Below are 19,045 nucleotides of genomic sequence, written 5' to 3' on the forward strand. Positions count from 1 at the left end.
TCCAATGGTAGGGACATTTGGCAGCGAACTGCCCATGGGGCATGCTGTGGAGATGGTTGTTCCGTCTTCCCGGCGTAGGGCACGCGGCGCTCCCGAGGGGGTCTGCCGAACGTATGGCAAAGTCGCCGGCAAGCGCGGGAGGCGGCGTCGTGTCGAAGTGCGCACTGTCCTTGGATTGCGCCGATAGCCTCAACGGAAACTTAAGCACTGTGTCATAATACTAATCAATCACCTCGTCGCGGAGTGTGTGTAGCAATGTTTGAGATCCGCATGCATGTGCCGCTGGAACACGATTGTCCAGCTTGTTGACCGATTGCGTCGACCGGAGCCTGGGCGGCCCGTGCGACGGGAGTGAGACGATGCCATCCAAATTTTTCACCCGCATCAGTGCTAAACTGACCGCCATGTCAGCGGTCGGCATCTTCATGGTTTTCACCTTGCTAGCGGCGGTCTGGATTGGCGGCGCTTCGGTGGGAAGAAGCTCCGAATTCGGTCGAATGCAGCTGGTGATTTCCCGAGATCTGGTGGACGCGAAAGCATCGCTGCGCGGCATGGTGATGGGAATGTTGGAATTGCGCCTCGCGGAGACTTCGACCGATGTAACGAAAGCGCGCGACTATGTGGCCAAACGGCATGAATCGGTGACAAAATACCTGGCAAGCGCAAGCGCTCATGTGACACTTCAGTCCAACAAAGACCGGATAGCAAAAGTTGCCGAGCTGACGGGCCAGTGGATGACCGAATACGAAGTTCTTTCACGCAGAATCGACGTTAGATTAGGCAACGCTGCCAACGGTGTCGAAGCCTCTGCTGAGGAAAAAGCTGCACAAGGCAAGCTCCTGGATATTGCCGACCAAATTGGCGCGCTGCTCGATGAGTGCGTGAATGCGACGAAAAGCAAAGCGGACGAAGCGGGAGTGCAGATGGCGTCGGCATCGGCCTTGGCTCTGCAACTCAGCCTTGGAATGGGGTTTCTCGTTGTCGCGACGCTAGTCGCTTCGGCGATTTTCGGTTCAAAGGCGATCGCTCGCCCAATCGGCCAGTTGACAGCGAGCATGAGGCAGCTTGCCGACGGTAACCTCGAAACCGCAGTGCCGTGCGCAAGTCGGACCGACGAGATCGGCGAAATGGCCGCCGCTGTGAACGTGTTTAAGCAAAACGGCATTCGGATGCATCACCTCAATGCCCAGGAACGTGCCCTGCATGAAAAGAGCGCGGATCTGTCGTCAAATATTTCGACCGTCGTCGCTGCGGCTGTTGCCGGAGACTTTACCCGGCGAATTGAGAAAACCTATGACAATCCTGATCTCGATCGTTTCGCGGGAAGCGTCAACGAGCTCGTAACCTCCGTGCACAGCGGCGTTAGTGAGGTGCAGCGTGTCATCGCGGCATTGGCGCATGGTGACCTCACCGATGAGATGCGAGGCGCATTCCAAGGTTCATTCGGAGAACTCAAGCGCGATGTGAATGCAACGATGGACGGTTTGAGAACCGTGATGGCAGAAGTCCGCGCGGCGATCGACGCGATCAACTCCGGCACTGGCGAGCTCAGCAATGCGTCCGGCGACCTGTCCAAACGTACCGAACAGCAGGCGGCCGCATTGGAGGAAACCGCCGCAAGTCTGGAGGAGATCACATCGGCGGTGAAGAGTTCCACATACCGCGCGGCCGAAGCCAGTCACATGGTTGACGAGGCGCGCAGAAGCACGGATCAATCGAGCGCGGTGGTCACCGATGCCGTGGCGGCCATGGGACGTATCGAAAGGGCCTCTGGCGAGATCAGCCAGATCATCAATGTCATCGACGAGATTGCGTTTCAAACGAACCTGCTTGCGCTGAACGCCGGCGTCGAGGCAGCGCGCGCCGGGGAGGCCGGCAAGGGGTTTGCGGTCGTCGCCCAGGAGGTCCGCGAGCTTGCGCAGCGTTCCGCCCGCGCCGCTAAGGACATCAAGGATCTGATTACCCGTTCTGGCAGCGAAGTGCAGACTGGTGTGAGACTTGTGACCGCCACCGGCGAAGCACTGAACCTGATCCAAGGTCAGGTTTCCAAGATAAACGAACACGTTCAGTCGATCGCCACTGCGGCAAGAGAACAAACGACTGGTCTCTCAGAAGTCAATACGGCCATCAATCAGATGGATCAGGTCACGCAGCAAAACGCGGCCATGGTGGAGGAGGCCACCGCAAGCACTAACCGGTTGGCAGACGAAGTCGTTTCTCTATCCCGGTTGATTTCACGATTTAAGGTGCAAGCTGGCGGGCGGCCTGCGATTTCGTTTGCAGGACCGACCAGCCATACCGCTCCGGCCTCGCCAGCGCGCGCTGCGTAAAGGCACTGGCAAATCGGTAAGCGCCTAAGCAGTCTACGCCGTGAGAAGTCGAAGACCATTCAGTAGGCGCTGGTTGCTCCCGGTCATCCGTGACCACTACAAATGAACTGGCCAAGGCTGTAGCTCACGGAGACGAACTGGAGGACGCCGGCAGCGAGCGAGGTTTCGTTCCGTGTTCGATTTTTGCCGACGGCTGGCGGGCTCGCCATCTCGACTGTCGGATTGCGAATTGATCGACCCGCTGCCGAGCGGCTTTCTCGACGACTACCAGATCAATAGGTTCCCGCCCGTGGACGCGCCTGCACGCTGAGCGCCCGACGGTCCAGGGTCGTCCGGTTCCTCCGGCGGTTTTCCGCTGCACACAGGTCCGCCTTCTTGCACCAACCTCAGCATCGGCTTGTCGGCCACCGTGGAGCCCATTTGGACAACGTTGGGAGGGACGAGGGCGTCTTCGACAACGCGTGCCCGTTCCAGTTCTTGAAGGGGCTCGTCGGACACATCAGGGTTCTTGGACGCATGCGCCTCGGCGAGCTTGGTCAGCCTTCCGTGCTCCGCGCCGCCTATGATGATCGCTGGTCTTTGCGAAATTCTGCTGCTTGCCATTCGATAGCTCCTGCGCGCCGCAAACCAGGTTCTGCGACAGCGAACGATGGAATTGTTGGAGCTGGCGCGCCATCTAATTGACCCGCGCCTTGCGTTCGACAATCTGGTGCAGGCGACGGCAATCGGCGAGGGTCAGTTTCAAATAGCATCGGGACATTCCAAAACCTTCAAAGGGGAAGCCGTTGTTTTTCTGGCATGTCGCACTTGGAAATAGAATGTACCCGGCTACAGTATGATGTGGCGTAATCTATCTTATGGAACCTGCGGGCGTCTAACAAACAGAACTCTTTTTTCTCTTAGCAAATCAGTCGGATACGGTCACATCGATCCAGCGACCAGCGCCTCGATCTCCGTAAATACCGGCGTCGGTCCAGCCGTTGCCTCGAACGATCATGTTGGCTGCATCGCGCGTCATGGAGCCGTTACGAAGCATCTGTTCAAGCGCTTGGCGATCGACCGGATCCGCGAAGAATGAATCTGAACTTCGCCATTCACCCGCATCAACGTGCGAGCGTCAGCCAGTCGCCGATCGTTGTCCCAAAATGCTGCATGGAACGTGTTGCGGGGATGGCCGGACGCTCGGTGGCGATGGTCTTTCGGACTTCACGCGGGCTGAGGCCGAATTCATGGCTGAAGGCGCGTGTGAAATTGGCGGCAACGTCAAAGCCGGCGGCCTCGGCAATCTCCGAGATCGGCCTGTTGTCGGTCGGGTTGGTGAGATCCGCATATGCCTGCAGCAATCGACGTTTGCGGATGTAATTGAAGACGCCCCCGCTCGTTTCGAACAATTGGTAGAGCCGCGTCCGCGAGATGCCCAGCGCACGGCACATGACCTCCGGCGTCAAGCTATCGGAATGAAGATTGAGGTGAATATAGCGATGCGCCCGCTCCATCAGCCCCATATTGGCCTGTTCCTGAGCGCGATCCAAACTTGTGGACGATGCAGCGCATGCAACGACCATATCGCCGATCGTCCGTATGATCCGCGGTACCTCCTCCTGCGTCAAATTGCTGAGGTTCGCTTCCAGGCCGTTGATATAGCTGACGAGCAATTCAGCCAGGCTGCCGGTGAGGACGGTGTTGTTGGCGTTCTGCAGAAGACTCGCATCATGGGTCAACAGTTCATAGCGCAGGAAGACGAGCACGGCGACTGAATCGGTCATCCGCCCGCGGTAGGGATAACCCAGCGACCTGAAAAATATTTCGCCCGGGCCGGTCTCCGTTACATGGCGATTGGCCTCGGTCCAGGCCCGGCCGCTGCGCAGTACGCCGACGTTCCAGTGATCGATTGGGCTCGATCGCAGCATGGCCTGATCGCGAATATAGCTGCATGCCTGCGCGCGCTGCTGGACGATGAGGATATCGCCGAGATGCCAGCCGGTCTGTTCCGCAAGAAAACCGTCGTCCTCTGATTTTCCGTCCGGCAGATGAACATCCACAAGCGGCGCCATGTGGGATCGCCAGGCCTGGAACTGTTCTTTCGCCGGCAGGTCTTGCGTCGAAAATCGCAACGGCACCAGAGCCGGCGGAACGTCCGCCCGATGTTCTTTCTGCGGGGACGGTTCGCGCGGCCAGCGCCGCCGCTCCAAATGGGCCGGCCACTCCCGTCCACCAGCGGGGTCATCTCCAGACTCCGTAACCATCCAATCCTCCAGCGCATAGCCGATCCGGGCTGTTGAAACTGAAGCAAGCAAGGGTTTTCGCGGCTGAAACGTCCGCGCAACCCATTCGATGGACCGAATCGACTGAAGCTCTACGTGCATAAGCTACTTATCATATTCCTATGCGAGCAGAAATGGACGCACCGATAATTTTCAGGATGCGGCGATAACGACAATTGCGTCCTGTTGCTGTATCTAATTAAGCAATGGTTAATTCCGAAAACGTTCGGAAATCCAAAAAGCTCACTTGCCGGTGCAATGCAGTTTCAAAGCACCCTCAACGTGAAACGACACTTTATTCAAAACAAAAAATGCGAGAACAGGAGGATAGGTCGTGAACTATCTGGGCAATATTCGTGCGCGCTTTGCACGATCGTCGGCTTACAGCAGTTCTTCTCCGCACAACCATCAGGCACCAGGAAAAATTCCTGTCGCCAAACGTGCGGGTTTTCCCTGCTCACATTCATGCGAGACGCTCCTGAGGCCGGACATCGGCAACTGATGGCGCGCGAAGGGTTGCGCGCGGCCGAGGCCGTCTGTGTCGATGCGTAATGAGCCCCAGGCTTGCACGCAACCCTTACTATATCCACCCACTGGCGAATTTCTGCGAACGCTGCCCATGTGGCAGAATGGAGGCTACGATGACTACCGCATGTGATGAGGAACATATCGAATTGAAGCCGCTTTCGAGCTGCAGACGAGAGGTCGAAGTCGCAATGGTTGAAATGCTCGTCAGTTTGCAGAAACATGGATGGTCGGCTGCGGAATTGGCCCTGGCGCTCGCAGATGCCTCCGAAGATCTCGTCATGCTGATCGCGACCAAAAAGCTTCGACCGCATTAGTGCGTCTCGGAAATGCACAGCGGTTCCGGGATACCGACATGTATCCAAACAAGGAGCTAAAGCGCGTCGCATGAACCACTTTTGACGCGACGCGCTTCAAGAAAAATGATCGCAGGGAATTATCCCGTTCTGTCTCGATGAGACGGTAGCACTGTCACGCGCCGCAGTGATTTCCATCACATCAATCGCCGCGCCGGAGATGAGTGGCAACGGTCGGCTCCTACACGAGGGGATTGATCGTCCGCATAAGATGAGATCGAGGAAGCTGCGGCCGCTATCCTAAGATACCACCACCCGATCTCGCCGATTTGTTCTCGACCTTACTGGCCGGACTGTTCGTCCAGAGTGGAAAGCGCGTCCTGCAGCCTGAGCGCAGCCAGCGCCTTCGTTGCCTCGTCCGGGGACCATCCGGCCTCCAGCGCTGCGGAGAGAACGAGCGATTCCGTTTGCAGTTCGAGCTTTTCATAGAGCGGCTCGAGAGCCTCGCGGGCGGTGACAACGTGCTGGTCCGGCGGCGTGATGGGTGTCGCAGCAACCGTAGGCATAATGCTCCTCCTTTTGAACGCTAAGGTTCGAAACCCAATCGCAGGCATGCTTGTTCCGTCCACATCGCATTTTTTGGCCGTATCACGGCTGACGGAAACTGTTGCGAAACTCTGGACGGTCGCAACTTCGTCCATCCCCTGGCGTCTCTAGGGCGGCAGCGAAAATCTTCGCTGGATGTGAACGAACGGACAGGCTACCGCACAATTGCAAAAAGCGGAAGCGATTTACGGCAATCCCCCATTTTTCGCCTTGCATCGCGGATTTCGAAAGACGCGCGCGCTATCAACAACGCCGCCATATCTGGCGAAATCTCCGCCATTTAAGAAATGCGCGAATGACGATTGCAGACGGATGTTCCTGTGGTCGCGACCGTCCCTGGCAGAGCATGATGCGTCCGAAAACCGCTCACACTTTTCGGCATCGTGCGCTAGTGGCAATTTGAAACCATCCGCCGCAACCGATTCTCCCACGAGATCTCCAATGACCATCGACGCCGCACGAAATCCGCATCCGATCTATTTTGCCGGCGCTTTTGCCACGGGCGGGCTCCTGACTTTCATGGTGCACCTGAACGGCGAGCTGGCACGCTACGGGAATCCGCTGTTTTCCTCCTGGACCGCGCACGGCACCGGCATGGTCGCTGCCGTCATTCTTCTCCTGCTGGTCCACCGGCGGCGCAAGCCAAAGCCGGAACAAGGCCTGCGCGCGCCTCTATGGGCCTATTTCGGCGGGCTCTCCGGCGCGGCAACGGTCATGCTGACCTCGACCACGGTCAACTCACCGCTCGGGCTCTCCGGCACCTTGGCTCTCGGGCTGGCAGGCCAGGTCGTCTTCAGCGTTGCGGCCGACAGCTGGGGACTGTTCGGCATGCAGAAACGGCATCCTGATACCCGCGACATCGCGGCACTCGGCCTGGTCGTTGCGGGAGCGGCGCTGATCATCCTCTTCGGGCGAGGTGCGGCATGACGCTCTTCATTCTGCTTGCTTGCCTCGGCGGCGTGCTCGTCGGCCTCAGCCGCCAGCTCAATGGGCGGCTGAGCCTCTCGACGACGCCGCTGATCGCATCCTTCTGGAATCACGCCATAGGTTTCGCCGCACTGAGCTGCCTCGGTCTCTTCGTCGGCGGTCTGCTTCCTGCGGGTGCTGCCGAGGCGCCCTGGTATGCCTATCTCGGCGGTCCGCTCGGCGTCGTCTTCGTGGCGGCCGGCAGCTGGGCGATCGCGCGGATCGGCGCGGTCAACTCGGCTCTGCTGATCATCGGCGGGCAGATGGTCACGGGAGTGGCGTTTGATTATGTCAGCGGCGTGCCGGCGTCGTTCTGGGCGAACGCCGGCGGAATTGTGCTTATCGTCGCTGGAATGATGGTCAGTCGGGGACGGCGCAAGGTCGAGCGTTCGCGATAGCCGTACTCGACATTTGCCGGGCTGGTGCAGCCCGGCGGGACGGCGGAGATGCCTCCCCGTCGCGTCGGGTCGCTGCGTTCTCAGGCAAGGTATTTGGTAAACCAGTCGACCGTTCGCTGCCAGGCGAGCTTGGCCGCCGCTTCGTCATAGCGCGGCGTGGTATCGTTGTGGAAGCCGTGATTCACGTCGGGGTAGATATAGGCCTCGTAGGTCTTGCCGGCCGATTTCAGCGCCGCTTCATAGGCAGGCCAGCCTTCGTTGACGCCCTTGTCCAGCCCGGCATAATGGAGAAGCAATGGCGCTTTGATCTTCGGCACGTCTTCGGCGCGCGGCTGCCGGCCGTAGAACGGCACGGCGGCGGCAAGTTCGGGATAGGCGACTGCCGCGGCATTGGCGACACCGCCGCCGTAGCAGAAGCCGACAATACCGACCTTGCCGGTGGTGAGCTCGCTCTTCATCAGATACTCGACCGCCGCGAAGAAGTCATTCATCAGCTTTTCCGGATCGACCTTCTGCTGCAACTCCCGTCCCTTTTCGTCATTGCCGGGATAGCCGCCGACCGAGGTGAGGCCGTCCGGCGCCAGCGCAATGAAGCCGGCCTTCGCCACGCGCCGCGCCACGTCTTCGATATAGGGGTTTAGGCCTCTGTTCTCGTGCACGACCACGACGGCGGCGACCTTGCCGGTGGCGTTTTTGGGGCGGACGAGATAGCCGCGCACATCGCCATTTCCTTTCGGCGAGGCATAGGTGATGTATTCGGCGGAGATGTCAGGATCGGTTGCCTCGACCTGGGTCGCCAGCGCATAATTCGGGCTCAGCGACGCCAGAATGGCGGCCGCGGTCACGCCGCCGACGGCGAATTTACCGGCCCGGTCAAGAAACTCGCGCTTGGTGATCCTCCCATGCGCATAATAATCATAGAGTTCGAGCAGCTCCTGTGGGAAATCCTTGGCTGTCATGCGGGTCATAATGGCTCCTCCTGGCCTCGGGTTCTCGCCCATCCTACACGCGCAGGCGCGCTCGACTTTTCAATATTTCGCGAGTTTCGCGTGAGCTTGCCGGCGCGATTGCCGCCGGTTGCACTCATGCCCGTCGTCTGCGCCCCTGGGCTTGACCGTGCGTCCGCCTCCGCATCCCGACGTTGACAGTGCCTGACCGAAAGCCGGCTGGCGAATTATGAAAATCAATTTCATGCTCGCCGCGTCGGGCCCGTTTTCTATTGACGCCTCTCGTTTTTTGTCCCAACTTAAAGAAAATAAATTACTTAATCGGGAACTTGATTGGCATGAAAGTGGGCATCATCGGGCTCGGATTCCGGCTCGGCTACCTCGGCTACGTCTTCAAAGCGATTGATAGCAGCTTCGACATTGTCGGCTATGTGGATCCCGATCCCGCCGGCCTTCCCGGCTTGACCGAAAAGGGCATTTCGGCCGGCAAGGCCTATGCTTCGCCGGAAGAGCTGCTCGCCTCCGAAAAGCTCGATCTGCTGATGATCGGCTCGCCCAATCACATGCATCTCGGCCATATCAGGCTCGGGCTGCAGGCCGGCCTCAAGGTCTTCTGCGAAAAGCCGATCGTCACGACAATTGCCGAAAGCATCGAGCTGGCGCATCTGATGGCGAAGTTCGGCCACGAGCGGCTGATGGTCGGCCTGGTGCTGCGCTACTCCCCTCTTTACAAGGACCTGCGCGCCATCCAGGCCGAGGGCAAGCTCGGCCAGATCGTCTCGATCGAAGCATCCGAACATATCGAGCCCTATCACGGCGCCTTCTTCATGCGCGACTGGCGCCGCTACGAGCGCTATTCCGGCAGCTTTATGCTGGAAAAATGCTGCCACGACCTCGACCTTTATAATGGTGTTGTCGGCGCGCGGCCGGAGCGGGTCGCCAGTTTCGGCGGTCGCAAGAGCTTCATCCCGGCCAATGATCCGGCGCGCGAGGGCATCAACGACCTCGAGCTTTTCCACCGCAAGCCGAGCGGCTGGATGGGATCGGACAAGGTCTTCGACAGCGATGCCGACATCATCGATTACCAGGTTGCGATTGTCGAATATGAAAACGGCGTCGGCATGGACTTCCACACCAATCTTAATGTGCCCGACCAGTTCCGCCGCTTCGCCATCATGGGCTCGCGCGGCATGGCTGAAGGTGATTTCGTCCGCGGCTATCTCGATGTGCACGAGCAACTGACCGGCAACAAGATCGTTGCGAACACATATGCCGCCACCGAACTCTCCCAGCATTACGGCGCCGACGAGCAGATGGCGAGCGACCTCCTGGAGAGCGTGCGCACCGGGCTCGAACTTCCCGTCTCGACGCTGAATGCGCTCGAGGCAGGCATTCTGGCGCTCGCGATGGACGCAGCGAGGATGAAGAAAACGGTCGTCGACCTCAGGCCCATCTGGGACCGCTTCGACGAAGCCCTTCACGCAAGAGCGGCTTGAGGACGGCGGCAAGATGAGTGTCCAACGAAGCGCCTTCATCTTTGCCTGGATCCTTCTTCTTCCGGCCGTTCTCTATGTTCTCGCCATTGTCGCTTATCCCCTGGTCGATACGTTCATTCTCTCCTTCACCGACGCGTCGCTGAAGAAGACCACCAATTGGGTCGGCTGGATCAATTACGAGAAGATCTTCAACGCCACCTTTGCGGAGGTGATCCTGCGCACCTTCATCTGGACCTTCTTCTCGGTCGCGCTGAAAATGGTGATCGGCACCTTCGGCGCCTGCATGCTGAACGCCGCCGTGCCCGGCCGCTCGCTGTTCCGGCTCTTGACCATGCCGCCCTGGATCGTGCCGATGGCAATCGGCATCTTCATGTGGGGCTGGATGTATAATGGCCAGTTCGGAATGATCTCCGGCCTGTTGCAGCGTTTCGGCCTGGTCGACGGCCCGGTCGCCTTCCTCGCCTATGGCAGCACCGCCTTCTGGGCGACGATCGTCACCGACGTCTGGATCGGCGTGCCGCTGGTGACGATCTATTTCCTGGCGGCGATCCAGTCGATCCCCAAGGATCTCTACGAGGCCGCCTGGACCGACGGTGCCGGCCGCTGGTACCGCTTCCGCCGCATCACCCTGCCGCTGATGGTGCCCGCGATCATCACCATGTCGATGCTGTCCTTGATCGCCACCTTCAATTCGTTCGACATTATCTGGATCCTGACGCAGGGCGGGCCGAGCGGCGAGACGACGACGATGATCATCGATACCTACCAGACGGCGATCGGCTCGAAGAAATACGGTGAAGGTGCTGCACGCGCCGTCTTGATCTGCATCTTCCTGTCGCTCTTCTGCTTCGCCTATTTCCGCGTCACCCGCCGCCTCAATCCGGAGAAGCGCGCATGAGCAGTGCTGCCATGATCGACCGTTACCGCTGGTGGGAGATCATCCTGATCTATTGCGGCATCGCGGTGTTCCTGTTCTTCGTGCTGGCGCCCTTCGTCGAGGGCTTCCTGGTGTCGCTGAAGCCGCTCGCCCAGCTCTTCTCCTCGCCCTACCGCTTCTGGCCGGAGAACGGCTCGTTCGAAGCCTACCGGACGATGTGGATCAGCGTGCCGGGCTTCGGGCGCTATATCTTCAATTCCTTCTTCATCTCGATCATCGTCACGCTGATCGTGCTCTGCCTCGTCATTCCGGCGGCCTATGCCTTCGCCAAGTTCGAATTCAGGGGCATGGGCATCCTGCTCGGCGCCTTCCTGACGGTGAACATGTTCTCCGGAGCCGTGCTCTTGATCCCGCTCTTCCGGCTGATGCGCAGCATGGGCGTGCTCAACACCTATCTCGCCATGATCGTGCCGGGAGTAGCCTTCCTTATCCCGTCGGCGATCTGGCTGCTGCGCACCTACATGATCCGCATTCCCCAGGAGCTCAACGAAGCCGCCTTCATGGATGGCGCCAGCCACTTCTACACGCTTCGTCGCGTTATCCTGCCCATTGCGATGCCGGGAATCATCGTCGTCGCCATTACCACCTTCATCGGCGCTTACGCCCAGCAATTCATCTTCGCGCTGACCTTCAACTCGAAGAGTGAATACATGCCCTTGCCGGTGGGGCTCTTTGCTTACTTCGGCAAGCAGGAGGTCATCTGGAACGAACTGATGGCGGCTTCCTTCGTCGGCATCGCGCCGGCGATGGTCGTCATCTTCTTCCTTCAGCGTTACCTTGTCGGCGGTCTGACCGCCGGTGCGGTGAAACAATAAGATTATAAAAACGAGTGAACAGCTAACAACCAAACGGGAGTCACGACGTGAGCATAACAATCAAGACAGGCCTTATGGCGCTCGCCTTGCTCGGTTCGACGGCATTGACCGCGGTCACTGCCCATGCCGCCGACAAGGAAATCAGCTGGATCTATTGCGGCGACACGATCGACCCGGTCCACACCAAATACATCAAGCAGTGGGAAGAAAAGAACGCCGGCTGGAAGGTCACGCCTGAAGTTGTCGGCTGGGCGCAGTGCCAGGACAAGGCAACGACGCTCGCCGCCGCCGGTACGCCGGTTGCCATGGCCTATGTCGGCTCGCGCACGCTGAAGGAGTTCGCCCAGAACGATCTCATCGTCAAGGTGCCGATGACCGATGAGGAAAAGAAGGCTTACTATCCCCACATCGTCGACACGGTGACCTTCGAGGGCACCCAGTGGGGCGTTCCGATCGCCTTCTCCACCAAGGCGCTCTACTGGAACAAGGACCTCTTCAAGCAGGCGGGCCTCGATCCCGAGAAGCCGCCGAAGACCTGGGCCGAAGAAATCGAGATGGCCAAGACCATCAAGGAAAAGACCGGCATTCCGGGCTTCGGTCTCTCGGCCAAGACCTTCGACAACACGATGCACCAGTTCATGCATTGGGTTTACACCAACAATGGCAGCGTGATCGATGCCGACGGCAAGATCACCCTCGACAGCCCGCAGATTCTCGCCGCGCTGAAGGCCTACAAGGATATCGTTCCCTACTCCGAAGAAGGCCCGACGGCCTATGAGCAGAACGAAGTCCGCGCCATCTTCCTCGACGGCAAGGTCGCCATGATCCAGGCCGGATCGGGTGCGGCCTCCCGCCTGAAGGAGACGAAGATCAACTGGGGCATTACGACCCTGCCGCTCGGCCCCGATGCCAAAGGCCCCGGCACGCTGCTGATCACCGACAGCCTGGCGATCTTCAAGGGTTCCGGCGTCGAGGACAAGGCGACCGAATTCGCCAAGTTCATCACCTCGCCGGATGTGCAGTCGGAATACGAGCTGCAGGGCGGCGCCGGCCTCACGCCCCTGCGTCCCTCGAAGAAGGTCGACGAATTCGTCGCCAAGGACCCCTATTGGAAGCCGCTCATCGAAGGCATCAGCTATGGTGGTCCCGAGCCGCTCTTCACTGACTATAAGGGCTTCCAGAACTCGATGATCGAGATGATCCAGTCGGTCGTCACAGGCAAGGCCGAACCGGAAGCCGCGCTGAAGAAGGCTGCCGGCGAAATCGAAGCGTTCAAGTAAGCCCTCCTGAATCTCCCTGGGGTCGCGGTGCAAGCCGCGGCCCCCACCCCTCTATCGAATGTGCGACGAAGACCGCCGGCGGAGACAGATTTTTGGGACAGCTCCTTCTCAACAACGTTCAGAAATTCTACGGCGACTACGAAGTTCTGAAGGGCGTGCAGCTCGAGGTGAAGAACGGCGAATTCGTCGTCTTCGTCGGGCCGTCAGGCTGCGGCAAGTCCACGCTGCTGCGGATGATCGCCGGCCTCGATGCGACGACGGCGGGCGATATCGTCATCAACGGCGTCAGGGTCAACGACCTGCCGCCGGTCAAGCGCGGCATTGCCATGGTGTTCCAGTCCTACGCGCTCTATCCGCACATGACGGTTTTCGAGAACATCGCCTTCCCCCTGCGCGTCGAAAAGATGGAAGAGGCAAAGCTCAAGGCCAAGGTGGAAAACGCCGCGCGCATCCTGCATCTCGACCAGCGGCTGCAGCAGAAACCCGGCATGCTCTCCGGCGGCCAGCGCCAGCGCGTCGCCATCGGCCGCGCCATCGTGCGCGAACCGAAGATCTTCCTGTTCGACGAGCCGCTGTCCAACCTCGACGCGGCGCTGCGCGCCGACATGCGCATCGAGCTTGCCAAGCTGCACCGGCAGCTGAAGGCGACGATGATTTATGTGACGCATGACCAAGTCGAGGCCATGACCATGGCCGACCGCATCGTCGTGCTCGACGCCGGCAATATCTCGCAGACCGGCGCGCCTCTGGAGCTTTACCACAAGCCCGCCAACCAGTTCGTCGCCGGCTTCATCGGCAACCCCAAAATGAATTTTCTCCCCGTCACCTGCAAGGGCGTCAGCGCGAGCGGCGTCGAAGTCGATTATCTCGGCCAGACCGCCCTTCTGCCGGTGACACCACGCGACGGCATGGCCGGCAAGACCCTGACGCTCGGCATCCGCCCGGAGCACATCCAGCTGAACGGCGGCGACATCGTCTTCACCGTCACCCCGACGGTCATCGAACGCCTCGGCGCCAACACTGTCGCCTATGCCTCGCTCAACGGAGAGGCCGAGAATTTCTGCGCCATGCTCCCCGGCAGCGTCGGCATCCGCCCCGACACGCCGGTTGCCACCGGCATCAATGCCGCCGATTGCCATCTCTTCGACGAGGCAGGCATTGCGTTTGAGCGGCGTGTCGAGCTGACTGAAATCGATATGAATGTGATCAACCCGACGGCGGCTTGAGCCGACTGGTTCGTAGTCGGCGATTAGTCCTGTAGCTCCGACCAAGAACTAATCGACGCCGTCCGCAACGAGAGGCGGAAAAAAGACCCGGAGCCTGCCGAGAAGCCCTTGGTCGTGGTGATGGCGGAGCTCCACCGCGCGCGAATCGAGACGTTCGCTCGGGCCAAGGGCATTACGGGCGTCGATCACCTGTTCGCCGAGCTTGATCGGCAGAATCTGCGGACAAATTGGCCTCCATGCAGGGGCACAGCTACTCGCTCGAGCGCGCAGCCGTCGTCGTCCGGTCGATGCTGGGGATAAGCCCGTCGGCCTACCAGGAGGCCTGCGAGGTCATGGGGCCGGAAAATGCGGCGGTCGCCGTTGCCGGCATCCTGGAGCGCGTCAACATGATTAACTCGCCCGGCGGGTATCTTCGTGACCTGACGCGGCGAACCGAGCGTGGGGAATTCTCGCTGGGACCTATGATCATGGCGTTGCTGAAGGCAAATGGTGTGGCGCAAGCGAAAGCGGGGTAGAGCGGCCGCGCCAATTTCGACGCGAACGAAATCGCGCTCACTTCAATGCCTGGAAAACGAGTTGGTCGCGACCAACTCTTCTAAACCTTTGCAGTCGTTCACTTTTCGAACTTCGGGATTTTGGAGTAAAATCACCGGCCGGAATAAGACGTTCCACTTAGACCGAGCGGCTGACCTCCGCATTCAGCGGCGCCAGCTGTGGGATTGACGACGAGTGGGGTGGCTAAGGCATCATGTGAATAGCCGGTCGATCTCCTCGCGTTGTTCGGCGTGTTTGGGCGGATTGTCATTTCTTAATTTTTGCAGGGTGGGGATCTTCCAGCGGACGGCCGACAAGTCGCGGGCGTGTGGCAAGCGTATAACCTCGATGTCAGGTTCACCATCGTGAAGAGAGAGGAGAAACGTTCGGGCCTTAGCATCAAGGCGCGACTGGATGTCGTTCGGGAACCGCTCCGGACATCCAGCATTTCGTGCGGGGCCGCCCGGAACTCGCCACGTAAACAAGGAGGGTACGAAACAGCGGGTCAGTCGGCCCCTCGTCCTGGACTCTTGTGCAGTCTGTGAGAAGTTCGGTCATGCGGCGCGGACGAAGGGTGGTAAGCCCCTCGAAGATCGCATCGATGTTGTGAAAGCTTTCGTTTTCCGGCAGTTCGTCCAGTGCCTCGATGATGACCTGCTCCGTCGTTGATGCGCGTATCGTCCAGCTCTGCAAAAACGGGATGTGGTTGCGATCTGATTCCGCCGCCAGTGGTTCAATGCCGAGACCCGCGGTCTTGAAGAGACGCGTGCTGCGGAGGATAGGGAGGCCATTGGCTGGGAAGTTCGCGAGCCAGCGCGGCGCATCGCCATAGATGAAGATTTTCTCGCCCCCAGTGCCAAGTAGTGCACATGACCACGAAGCGCCAGCGCCGTGCGGCCGCCAACACGGAATGGATAATCCATGATTGTCTGTGCAGACATGACGGCGATGCGCCAGTCGATACGTTCTTTCGCTAGTTGGCAGGGCAGGGGGCCTCCGGAATAAAATCGAGCGTGGAAGAACGAACACCTGGTCCCCCGCGGACCGGATGTGCTTGCTCAGACCGCTTTACTTGTTCAATGCGTCCTTAAGTGCCTTGGCCGGCGTAAACGCTAGCTTCCTGGCTGCTGCGACTTTGATGGTCGCGCCGGCCGCCGGATTGCGCGCCTCGCGCTCCGGCGTTGCCTTCACCTTGAACTTGCCAAATCCAGGCAGTGAGGTTTCGTTGCCGGCAATCGCGGCTTGAGTGATCGAGGCGATCACCGCTTCGACTATGGCCTTGCCCTGTGCCTTCGTCAGGCTGTGTTCACCCGCGATCTTGTCGGCGATTTCATTCGTGGTGGTCATCCTACGTCTCCGCGTCATTGTTGATACGGTTTCGGGCGATAGCCACGCATCCGTTTCTGACGCAAGAGCTGGAGGAAGAGCCCGACCGCCTCCTCCTCGCACTTGAAATGATGCACCAGCCTCTGACCGCGAGCACCGATGCGTCCCCACCGACGGATGAGACATGCGTCCCCAAACAGCGTCGGCTCGATCGACATGGCATAATAGCGGGCCATGTTCTTCGTGGCGTCCGTGCGTTCGATATAAAGCTGATAAGGCTGCGCGATCATGGTGAGAGGATCGCCGATTGCCGATTGCGCGTCCAACAAGACATTTGAATCAGTCAGCCGCAATTGATTCATGACCGTGATGCATTGCAGAGCAGACTGTTCGGGCGAGCCGCCTGCGGCGGACGGTGCTATGAGCTGCCGCTCACGGTGCCCGCAAGCAGTCCCGCGCATTCGGGTGACGGCCTATCTCCCAGCAGCCGCAGCGTCGACGCGATCGTTCGATCGCGCGGAAAACGGCCAATCTGCATGGCCGACCGCGCTCGGCAAACGGTCACGTCGCCTGTCGGCGACGTAGTCTATCTCTCTCTGACCGGCTTGGTTTGCACCCGCCACTCCGGCGTCAAGGACTTCCTCGGATGATCGGTCTACGGCCTGGAAAGTTCGGAACGCTTGCGCTTCCTGCACAGGCAGGCTAAAACACTGAACCAGATGGTTCAGTATGCAAGTCCCCTCGACCTCTCGTTTGCGGCGCTGTCCGATGCAACCCGCCGCGGGATCATCGATCAGCTTGGGCGGGGGGACGCGTCGATCACCAGTCTGGCGGATCAGTTCCAGATGACGCTGACCGGCATGAAGAAGCACGTCCAGGTTCTCGAGCGGGCGGGGCTCGTCGTCACGCAGAAGATCGGACGGGTGAGAACCTGCAAGCTTGGGACACGCGGCCTCAAGGCGGAGGCCGCGTGGATGGAGGCGCATCGCAAGCTCTTCGAGGCCCGCTTCGAAGCCTTGGACGAGATCATCAGCGAGATGCAACAGGAGGGAAGCGATGACTGAGCGAGTTAACGGTGCAGCTGGTTCTGAGAACCGCACGTCGGTCGAGCGCAGAGGCGATCGCGAACTCCTGGTAACCAGGACATTCGATGCGCCGCCGAGCACGGTGTACAGGGCGTGGAGCCAGGCCGAACTGTTCCGGCGCTGGTGGGTGCCGAAATCGGTATCCGGCATTTCGCTCGTCTCATGCGAGATGGACGTGCGTACCGGCGGCAAATATCGGCTGGAGTTCGGCGCCGACGATTCCGACACCATGGCCTTCTACGGCAAGTATCTCGAGGTAGTGCCGAACGAACGCATCGTCTGGACCAACGACGAGGGGGAAGAGGGCGCGATCACGACCGTGACCTTCGCGGATCAAGGCGGGAAGACACTCCTGACTTTCCACGAAGTCTATCCGTCCAAGGAGGCGCTTGAGGAAGCCCTACAGGGCTCGGCGGCCGCATTGCCGGAACAGTTGGAGCAGCTCGACGAATTGCTGTCCAGCATAGGCAAGTAGCGCCGGTCGGGGAAATCGCCTGGAGGGAGCGTCTGCTCTTGCGAAGCGACCCCACCACGCTTTCCCGCCTGGGGCGCACACCGGCCCTGCTAGGCGTGAGCGCCGATCTTCCACGCCGCTTTAATCGAGATTGTTGTTGTCGCGGTTATCGGCGATCGGACGGTGCTCTCGCCGGAACGAGAAAGCTCCGCCATGTCACGGATTTGCCTCACCCGGCACTCCGGCCACTTGAGACCTCGCCTCTTCTGCTCACCTTGGCCGGAGCTCCAAGAGTCAGCTGCGGGGCTGAAGCAACGCCAGAACGACAGTCGATGCCGCCAAGACGGCTGTAAATGTCAATGGCGCTGAGGCACCAAAGTGATCGACCACATAGCCGCCGAACAGCGCACCTATGCTGATGGCGACCTGGAACGAAACGACCATCAGGCTGCCAGCAGCCTCCAAGGCGTCTGCTGCGCCCCGGGACAAGTTGGTGGGCAGTACCACCGGAGCCATCCCAAAAGCGAAACCCCAAAGTGTAACGAGGGCAAACGCGATGCCGCTATATGCACCCCACAGTACGAGAGCAAGCGCCGAAAACGCCATCAATACGCCGGCGACAGCGAGCGCCATGTGGATATTTGCGTCTGCCAGTCGGCCGCCGGCGACATTGCCGATCACAGAGGCGATGCCAAACCCGAGGAGCGCTAGGGCAATCGGGCCGGTGCCAAGGAGCGTCACTTGTTCGAGGAAGGGTCGCACATAGACCGAGCCGGCAAAATGTCCAGTCATCAGCAAGAGGATAGCAAGCATTCCGAGTTGCACAGTGCGCCGTTTCGTCAGCCGGAAGACGTCGGAAAGACTGTTGCTTGTGCTTGCGGGTAGCGTCGGCAAGCTGAGTATCTGCAGCAGCATCGCAATCGCTGCGAGCCCTGCGGTCATGGCCGTGGCGGCACGCCAGCCGAGCCAATCGCTGATCAAGGCGCCCATGGATGGTGCAGCTATGGTGGCAAGAGAGACACCGAGGGTGACGATAGCCATACCCCGGCCTGTCGCATTGGTGCCAACCAATCTCGCCACGACGGCAACTGAAAGCGCCCAGAAACCACTGAGCGCGATGCCAAGCCCGGCTCGGCCCAACAACAATAGCCAAAAATCCGTCGCGAGCGCGGCCACCAGATTGGAGCCGATAGCCAAGGCACTTAGGCCAACCAGGACAGTCTTCCGGTTCAGTTTGCCGATGAGAACGTTGCTCAACAAGGCCGTCACCGCGCCAACAGACGCGGTGGCGGTGACAACCTGACCGGCGATTCCCTCGCTGACGCCAAGGTCACGCGCCATTGGGGTCAACAAACCTGCCGGCAAGAATTCAGCTGACACCAGCGCAAAGCTTGTGGCTGCCATTGAAATAACGGCGAACCAGGTCGTGGGGCTCCATGTACTCGGAACGGTAGAATCGAGGCCAATCGCGGGGCCGTCAAGCTGGGATGTTGTGTCCGTCATTGAAGTACCTCCAAGGTTTGGAGGGTCTTAATAGCGGAGTCTTTCAGGATGATATGT

Annotated in this window: 20 protein-coding genes and 1 pseudogene; 13 read left to right on the forward strand and 8 right to left on the reverse strand. The window is 59.8% G+C overall.

The window, feature by feature from the left end; genetic code table 11:
- Positions 1–359: 359 nt before the first annotated feature.
- Positions 360–2,330 (forward strand): methyl-accepting chemotaxis protein, encoded by a 1,971-nt coding sequence (locus tag PYR71_RS07740; RefSeq protein ID WP_275618875.1) that lies wholly within the window; start codon positions 360–362, stop codon positions 2,328–2,330.
- A gap of 264 nt (positions 2,331–2,594) precedes the next feature.
- Here PYR71_RS07740 and PYR71_RS30970 read toward each other — a convergent pair whose 3' ends face one another.
- Positions 2,595–2,933, reverse strand: a complete 339-nt coding sequence (locus PYR71_RS30970) for a GreA/GreB family elongation factor (protein ID WP_416340274.1) — start codon at positions 2,931–2,933, stop codon at positions 2,595–2,597.
- A gap of 500 nt (positions 2,934–3,433) precedes the next feature.
- The gene (locus PYR71_RS07745) at positions 3,434–4,576 is read right to left on the reverse strand and encodes a helix-turn-helix transcriptional regulator (RefSeq protein ID WP_275619059.1); all 1,143 of its coding nucleotides are present in this window, start codon (positions 4,574–4,576) and stop codon (positions 3,434–3,436) included.
- 352 nt (positions 4,577–4,928) lie between these two features.
- Between PYR71_RS07745 and PYR71_RS07750 the strand changes: the two genes are divergently transcribed.
- On the forward strand, positions 4,929–5,096 hold the full coding sequence (locus PYR71_RS07750) for a hypothetical protein (RefSeq protein ID WP_275618876.1): 168 nt from the start codon (positions 4,929–4,931) through the stop codon (positions 5,094–5,096).
- Between the two features lie 139 nt (positions 5,097–5,235).
- Complete coding sequence (locus tag PYR71_RS07755) at positions 5,236–5,436, forward strand: hypothetical protein (RefSeq protein ID WP_064684714.1); 201 nt, start codon at positions 5,236–5,238, stop codon at positions 5,434–5,436.
- 320 nt (positions 5,437–5,756) lie between these two features.
- Here PYR71_RS07755 and PYR71_RS07760 read toward each other — a convergent pair whose 3' ends face one another.
- Complete coding sequence (locus tag PYR71_RS07760; protein ID WP_020923200.1) at positions 5,757–5,981, reverse strand: hypothetical protein; 225 nt, start codon at positions 5,979–5,981, stop codon at positions 5,757–5,759.
- Positions 5,982–6,462: 481 nt separating this feature from the next.
- On the opposite strand from PYR71_RS07760, the gene PYR71_RS07765 reads away from it, so the two are divergent.
- Both PYR71_RS07765 and PYR71_RS07770 read left to right on the forward strand, forming a co-directional pair.
- Entirely contained in the window at positions 6,463–6,948 is a 486-nt protein-coding gene (locus PYR71_RS07765) for a DMT family transporter (RefSeq protein ID WP_275618877.1), read from the forward strand.
- A complete protein-coding gene (locus tag PYR71_RS07770; protein WP_183917001.1) occupies positions 6,945–7,385 on the forward strand; it encodes a DMT family transporter in 441 nt (146 codons plus the stop codon). The genes PYR71_RS07765 and PYR71_RS07770 overlap by 4 nt, the downstream gene beginning before the upstream one ends.
- A gap of 80 nt (positions 7,386–7,465) precedes the next feature.
- On the opposite strand, the gene yghX is transcribed toward PYR71_RS07770, so the two are convergent.
- On the reverse strand, positions 7,466–8,353 hold the full coding sequence (gene yghX / locus PYR71_RS07775; protein ID WP_275618878.1) for a YghX family hydrolase: 888 nt from the start codon (positions 8,351–8,353) through the stop codon (positions 7,466–7,468).
- Between the two features lie 317 nt (positions 8,354–8,670).
- On the opposite strand from yghX, the gene PYR71_RS07780 reads away from it, so the two are divergent.
- The 6 genes and pseudogenes from PYR71_RS07780 to repC form a co-directional block, all read left to right on the forward strand.
- The gene (locus PYR71_RS07780; protein ID WP_275618879.1) at positions 8,671–9,828 is read left to right on the forward strand and encodes a Gfo/Idh/MocA family protein; all 1,158 of its coding nucleotides are present in this window, start codon (positions 8,671–8,673) and stop codon (positions 9,826–9,828) included.
- A 13-nt stretch (positions 9,829–9,841) separates the two neighbouring features.
- Entirely contained in the window at positions 9,842–10,726 is an 885-nt protein-coding gene (locus tag PYR71_RS07785; RefSeq protein WP_064812254.1) for a carbohydrate ABC transporter permease, read from the forward strand.
- A complete protein-coding gene (locus PYR71_RS07790; RefSeq protein ID WP_183916995.1) occupies positions 10,723–11,580 on the forward strand; it encodes a carbohydrate ABC transporter permease in 858 nt (285 codons plus the stop codon). Before PYR71_RS07785 ends, PYR71_RS07790 begins: the two co-directional genes overlap by 4 nt.
- Positions 11,581–11,654: 74 nt before the next feature.
- The gene (locus PYR71_RS07795; RefSeq protein WP_275619060.1) at positions 11,655–12,860 is read left to right on the forward strand and encodes an ABC transporter substrate-binding protein; all 1,206 of its coding nucleotides are present in this window, start codon (positions 11,655–11,657) and stop codon (positions 12,858–12,860) included.
- 92 nt (positions 12,861–12,952) lie between these two features.
- Positions 12,953–14,086: an ABC transporter ATP-binding protein gene (locus PYR71_RS07800; RefSeq protein ID WP_275618880.1), complete on the forward strand. Its 1,134-nt coding sequence runs from the start codon at positions 12,953–12,955 to the stop codon at positions 14,084–14,086.
- Between the two features lie 257 nt (positions 14,087–14,343).
- A pseudogene (repC, locus tag PYR71_RS07805) lies at positions 14,344–14,601 on the forward strand (replication initiation protein RepC); the annotation flags it as partial.
- Between the two features lie 418 nt (positions 14,602–15,019).
- Here the strand turns inward: repC and PYR71_RS07810 are convergent.
- From PYR71_RS07810 to PYR71_RS07820, 3 genes are read right to left on the reverse strand one after another with little or no spacing between them, the layout of a single operon-like run.
- Positions 15,020–15,649: a type IV toxin-antitoxin system AbiEi family antitoxin domain-containing protein gene (locus PYR71_RS07810; protein ID WP_275618881.1), complete on the reverse strand. Its 630-nt coding sequence runs from the start codon at positions 15,647–15,649 to the stop codon at positions 15,020–15,022.
- 39 nt (positions 15,650–15,688) lie between these two features.
- Positions 15,689–15,967, reverse strand: a complete 279-nt coding sequence (locus PYR71_RS07815) for an HU family DNA-binding protein (protein WP_465165667.1) — start codon at positions 15,965–15,967, stop codon at positions 15,689–15,691.
- A 14-nt stretch (positions 15,968–15,981) separates the two neighbouring features.
- Entirely contained in the window at positions 15,982–16,308 is a 327-nt protein-coding gene (locus tag PYR71_RS07820; protein ID WP_275619061.1) for a WGR domain-containing protein, read from the reverse strand.
- A 357-nt stretch (positions 16,309–16,665) separates the two neighbouring features.
- On the opposite strand from PYR71_RS07820, the gene PYR71_RS07825 reads away from it, so the two are divergent.
- Both PYR71_RS07825 and PYR71_RS07830 read left to right on the forward strand, forming a co-directional pair.
- The gene (locus tag PYR71_RS07825) at positions 16,666–17,010 is read left to right on the forward strand and encodes an ArsR/SmtB family transcription factor (protein ID WP_275618883.1); all 345 of its coding nucleotides are present in this window, start codon (positions 16,666–16,668) and stop codon (positions 17,008–17,010) included.
- Entirely contained in the window at positions 17,003–17,506 is a 504-nt protein-coding gene (locus tag PYR71_RS07830) for an SRPBCC family protein (protein WP_275618884.1), read from the forward strand. Before PYR71_RS07825 ends, PYR71_RS07830 begins: the two co-directional genes overlap by 8 nt.
- A 273-nt stretch (positions 17,507–17,779) precedes the next feature.
- Here the strand turns inward: PYR71_RS07830 and PYR71_RS07835 are convergent, their stop codons facing one another.
- Complete coding sequence (locus PYR71_RS07835) at positions 17,780–18,988, reverse strand: MFS transporter (RefSeq protein ID WP_275618885.1); 1,209 nt, start codon at positions 18,986–18,988, stop codon at positions 17,780–17,782.
- Positions 18,989–19,045 lie beyond the last annotated feature (57 nt).

Origin of the sequence: Rhizobium mulingense (genome assembly GCF_029194105.1) — a bacterium.
Classification (GTDB): domain Bacteria; phylum Pseudomonadota; class Alphaproteobacteria; order Rhizobiales; family Rhizobiaceae; genus Rhizobium; species Rhizobium mulingense.

Bases quoted from the DNA above. Each gene is read 5' to 3' on its own strand.
- PYR71_RS07740 (WP_275618875.1), top strand. From the start codon at position 360: ATGCCATCCAAATTTTTCACCCGCATCAGTGCTAAACTGACCGCCATG.
- PYR71_RS07815 (WP_465165667.1), bottom strand. From the start codon at position 15,967: ATGACCACCACGAATGAAATCGCCGACAAGATCGCGGGTGAACACAGC.
- PYR71_RS07795 (WP_275619060.1), top strand. From the start codon at position 11,655: ATGGCGCTCGCCTTGCTCGGTTCGACGGCATTGACCGCGGTCACTGCC.
- PYR71_RS07790 (WP_183916995.1), top strand. From the start codon at position 10,723: ATGAGCAGTGCTGCCATGATCGACCGTTACCGCTGGTGGGAGATCATC.
- PYR71_RS07785 (WP_064812254.1), top strand. From the start codon at position 9,842: ATGAGTGTCCAACGAAGCGCCTTCATCTTTGCCTGGATCCTTCTTCTT.
- PYR71_RS07770 (WP_183917001.1), top strand. From the start codon at position 6,945: ATGACGCTCTTCATTCTGCTTGCTTGCCTCGGCGGCGTGCTCGTCGGC.
- PYR71_RS07780 (WP_275618879.1), top strand. From the start codon at position 8,671: ATGAAAGTGGGCATCATCGGGCTCGGATTCCGGCTCGGCTACCTCGGC.
- PYR71_RS07825 (WP_275618883.1), top strand. From the start codon at position 16,666: ATGGTTCAGTATGCAAGTCCCCTCGACCTCTCGTTTGCGGCGCTGTCC.
- PYR71_RS07820 (WP_275619061.1), bottom strand. From the start codon at position 16,308: ATGAATCAATTGCGGCTGACTGATTCAAATGTCTTGTTGGACGCGCAA.
- PYR71_RS07760 (WP_020923200.1), bottom strand. From the start codon at position 5,981: ATGCCTACGGTTGCTGCGACACCCATCACGCCGCCGGACCAGCACGTT.
- PYR71_RS07830 (WP_275618884.1), top strand. From the start codon at position 17,003: ATGACTGAGCGAGTTAACGGTGCAGCTGGTTCTGAGAACCGCACGTCG.
- PYR71_RS07835 (WP_275618885.1), bottom strand. From the start codon at position 18,988: ATGACGGACACAACATCCCAGCTTGACGGCCCCGCGATTGGCCTCGAT.
- PYR71_RS30970 (WP_416340274.1), bottom strand. From the start codon at position 2,933: ATGGCAAGCAGCAGAATTTCGCAAAGACCAGCGATCATCATAGGCGGC.
- PYR71_RS07765 (WP_275618877.1), top strand. From the start codon at position 6,463: ATGACCATCGACGCCGCACGAAATCCGCATCCGATCTATTTTGCCGGC.
- PYR71_RS07755 (WP_064684714.1), top strand. From the start codon at position 5,236: ATGACTACCGCATGTGATGAGGAACATATCGAATTGAAGCCGCTTTCG.
- yghX (WP_275618878.1), bottom strand. From the start codon at position 8,353: ATGACCCGCATGACAGCCAAGGATTTCCCACAGGAGCTGCTCGAACTC.
- PYR71_RS07745 (WP_275619059.1), bottom strand. From the start codon at position 4,576: ATGGTTACGGAGTCTGGAGATGACCCCGCTGGTGGACGGGAGTGGCCG.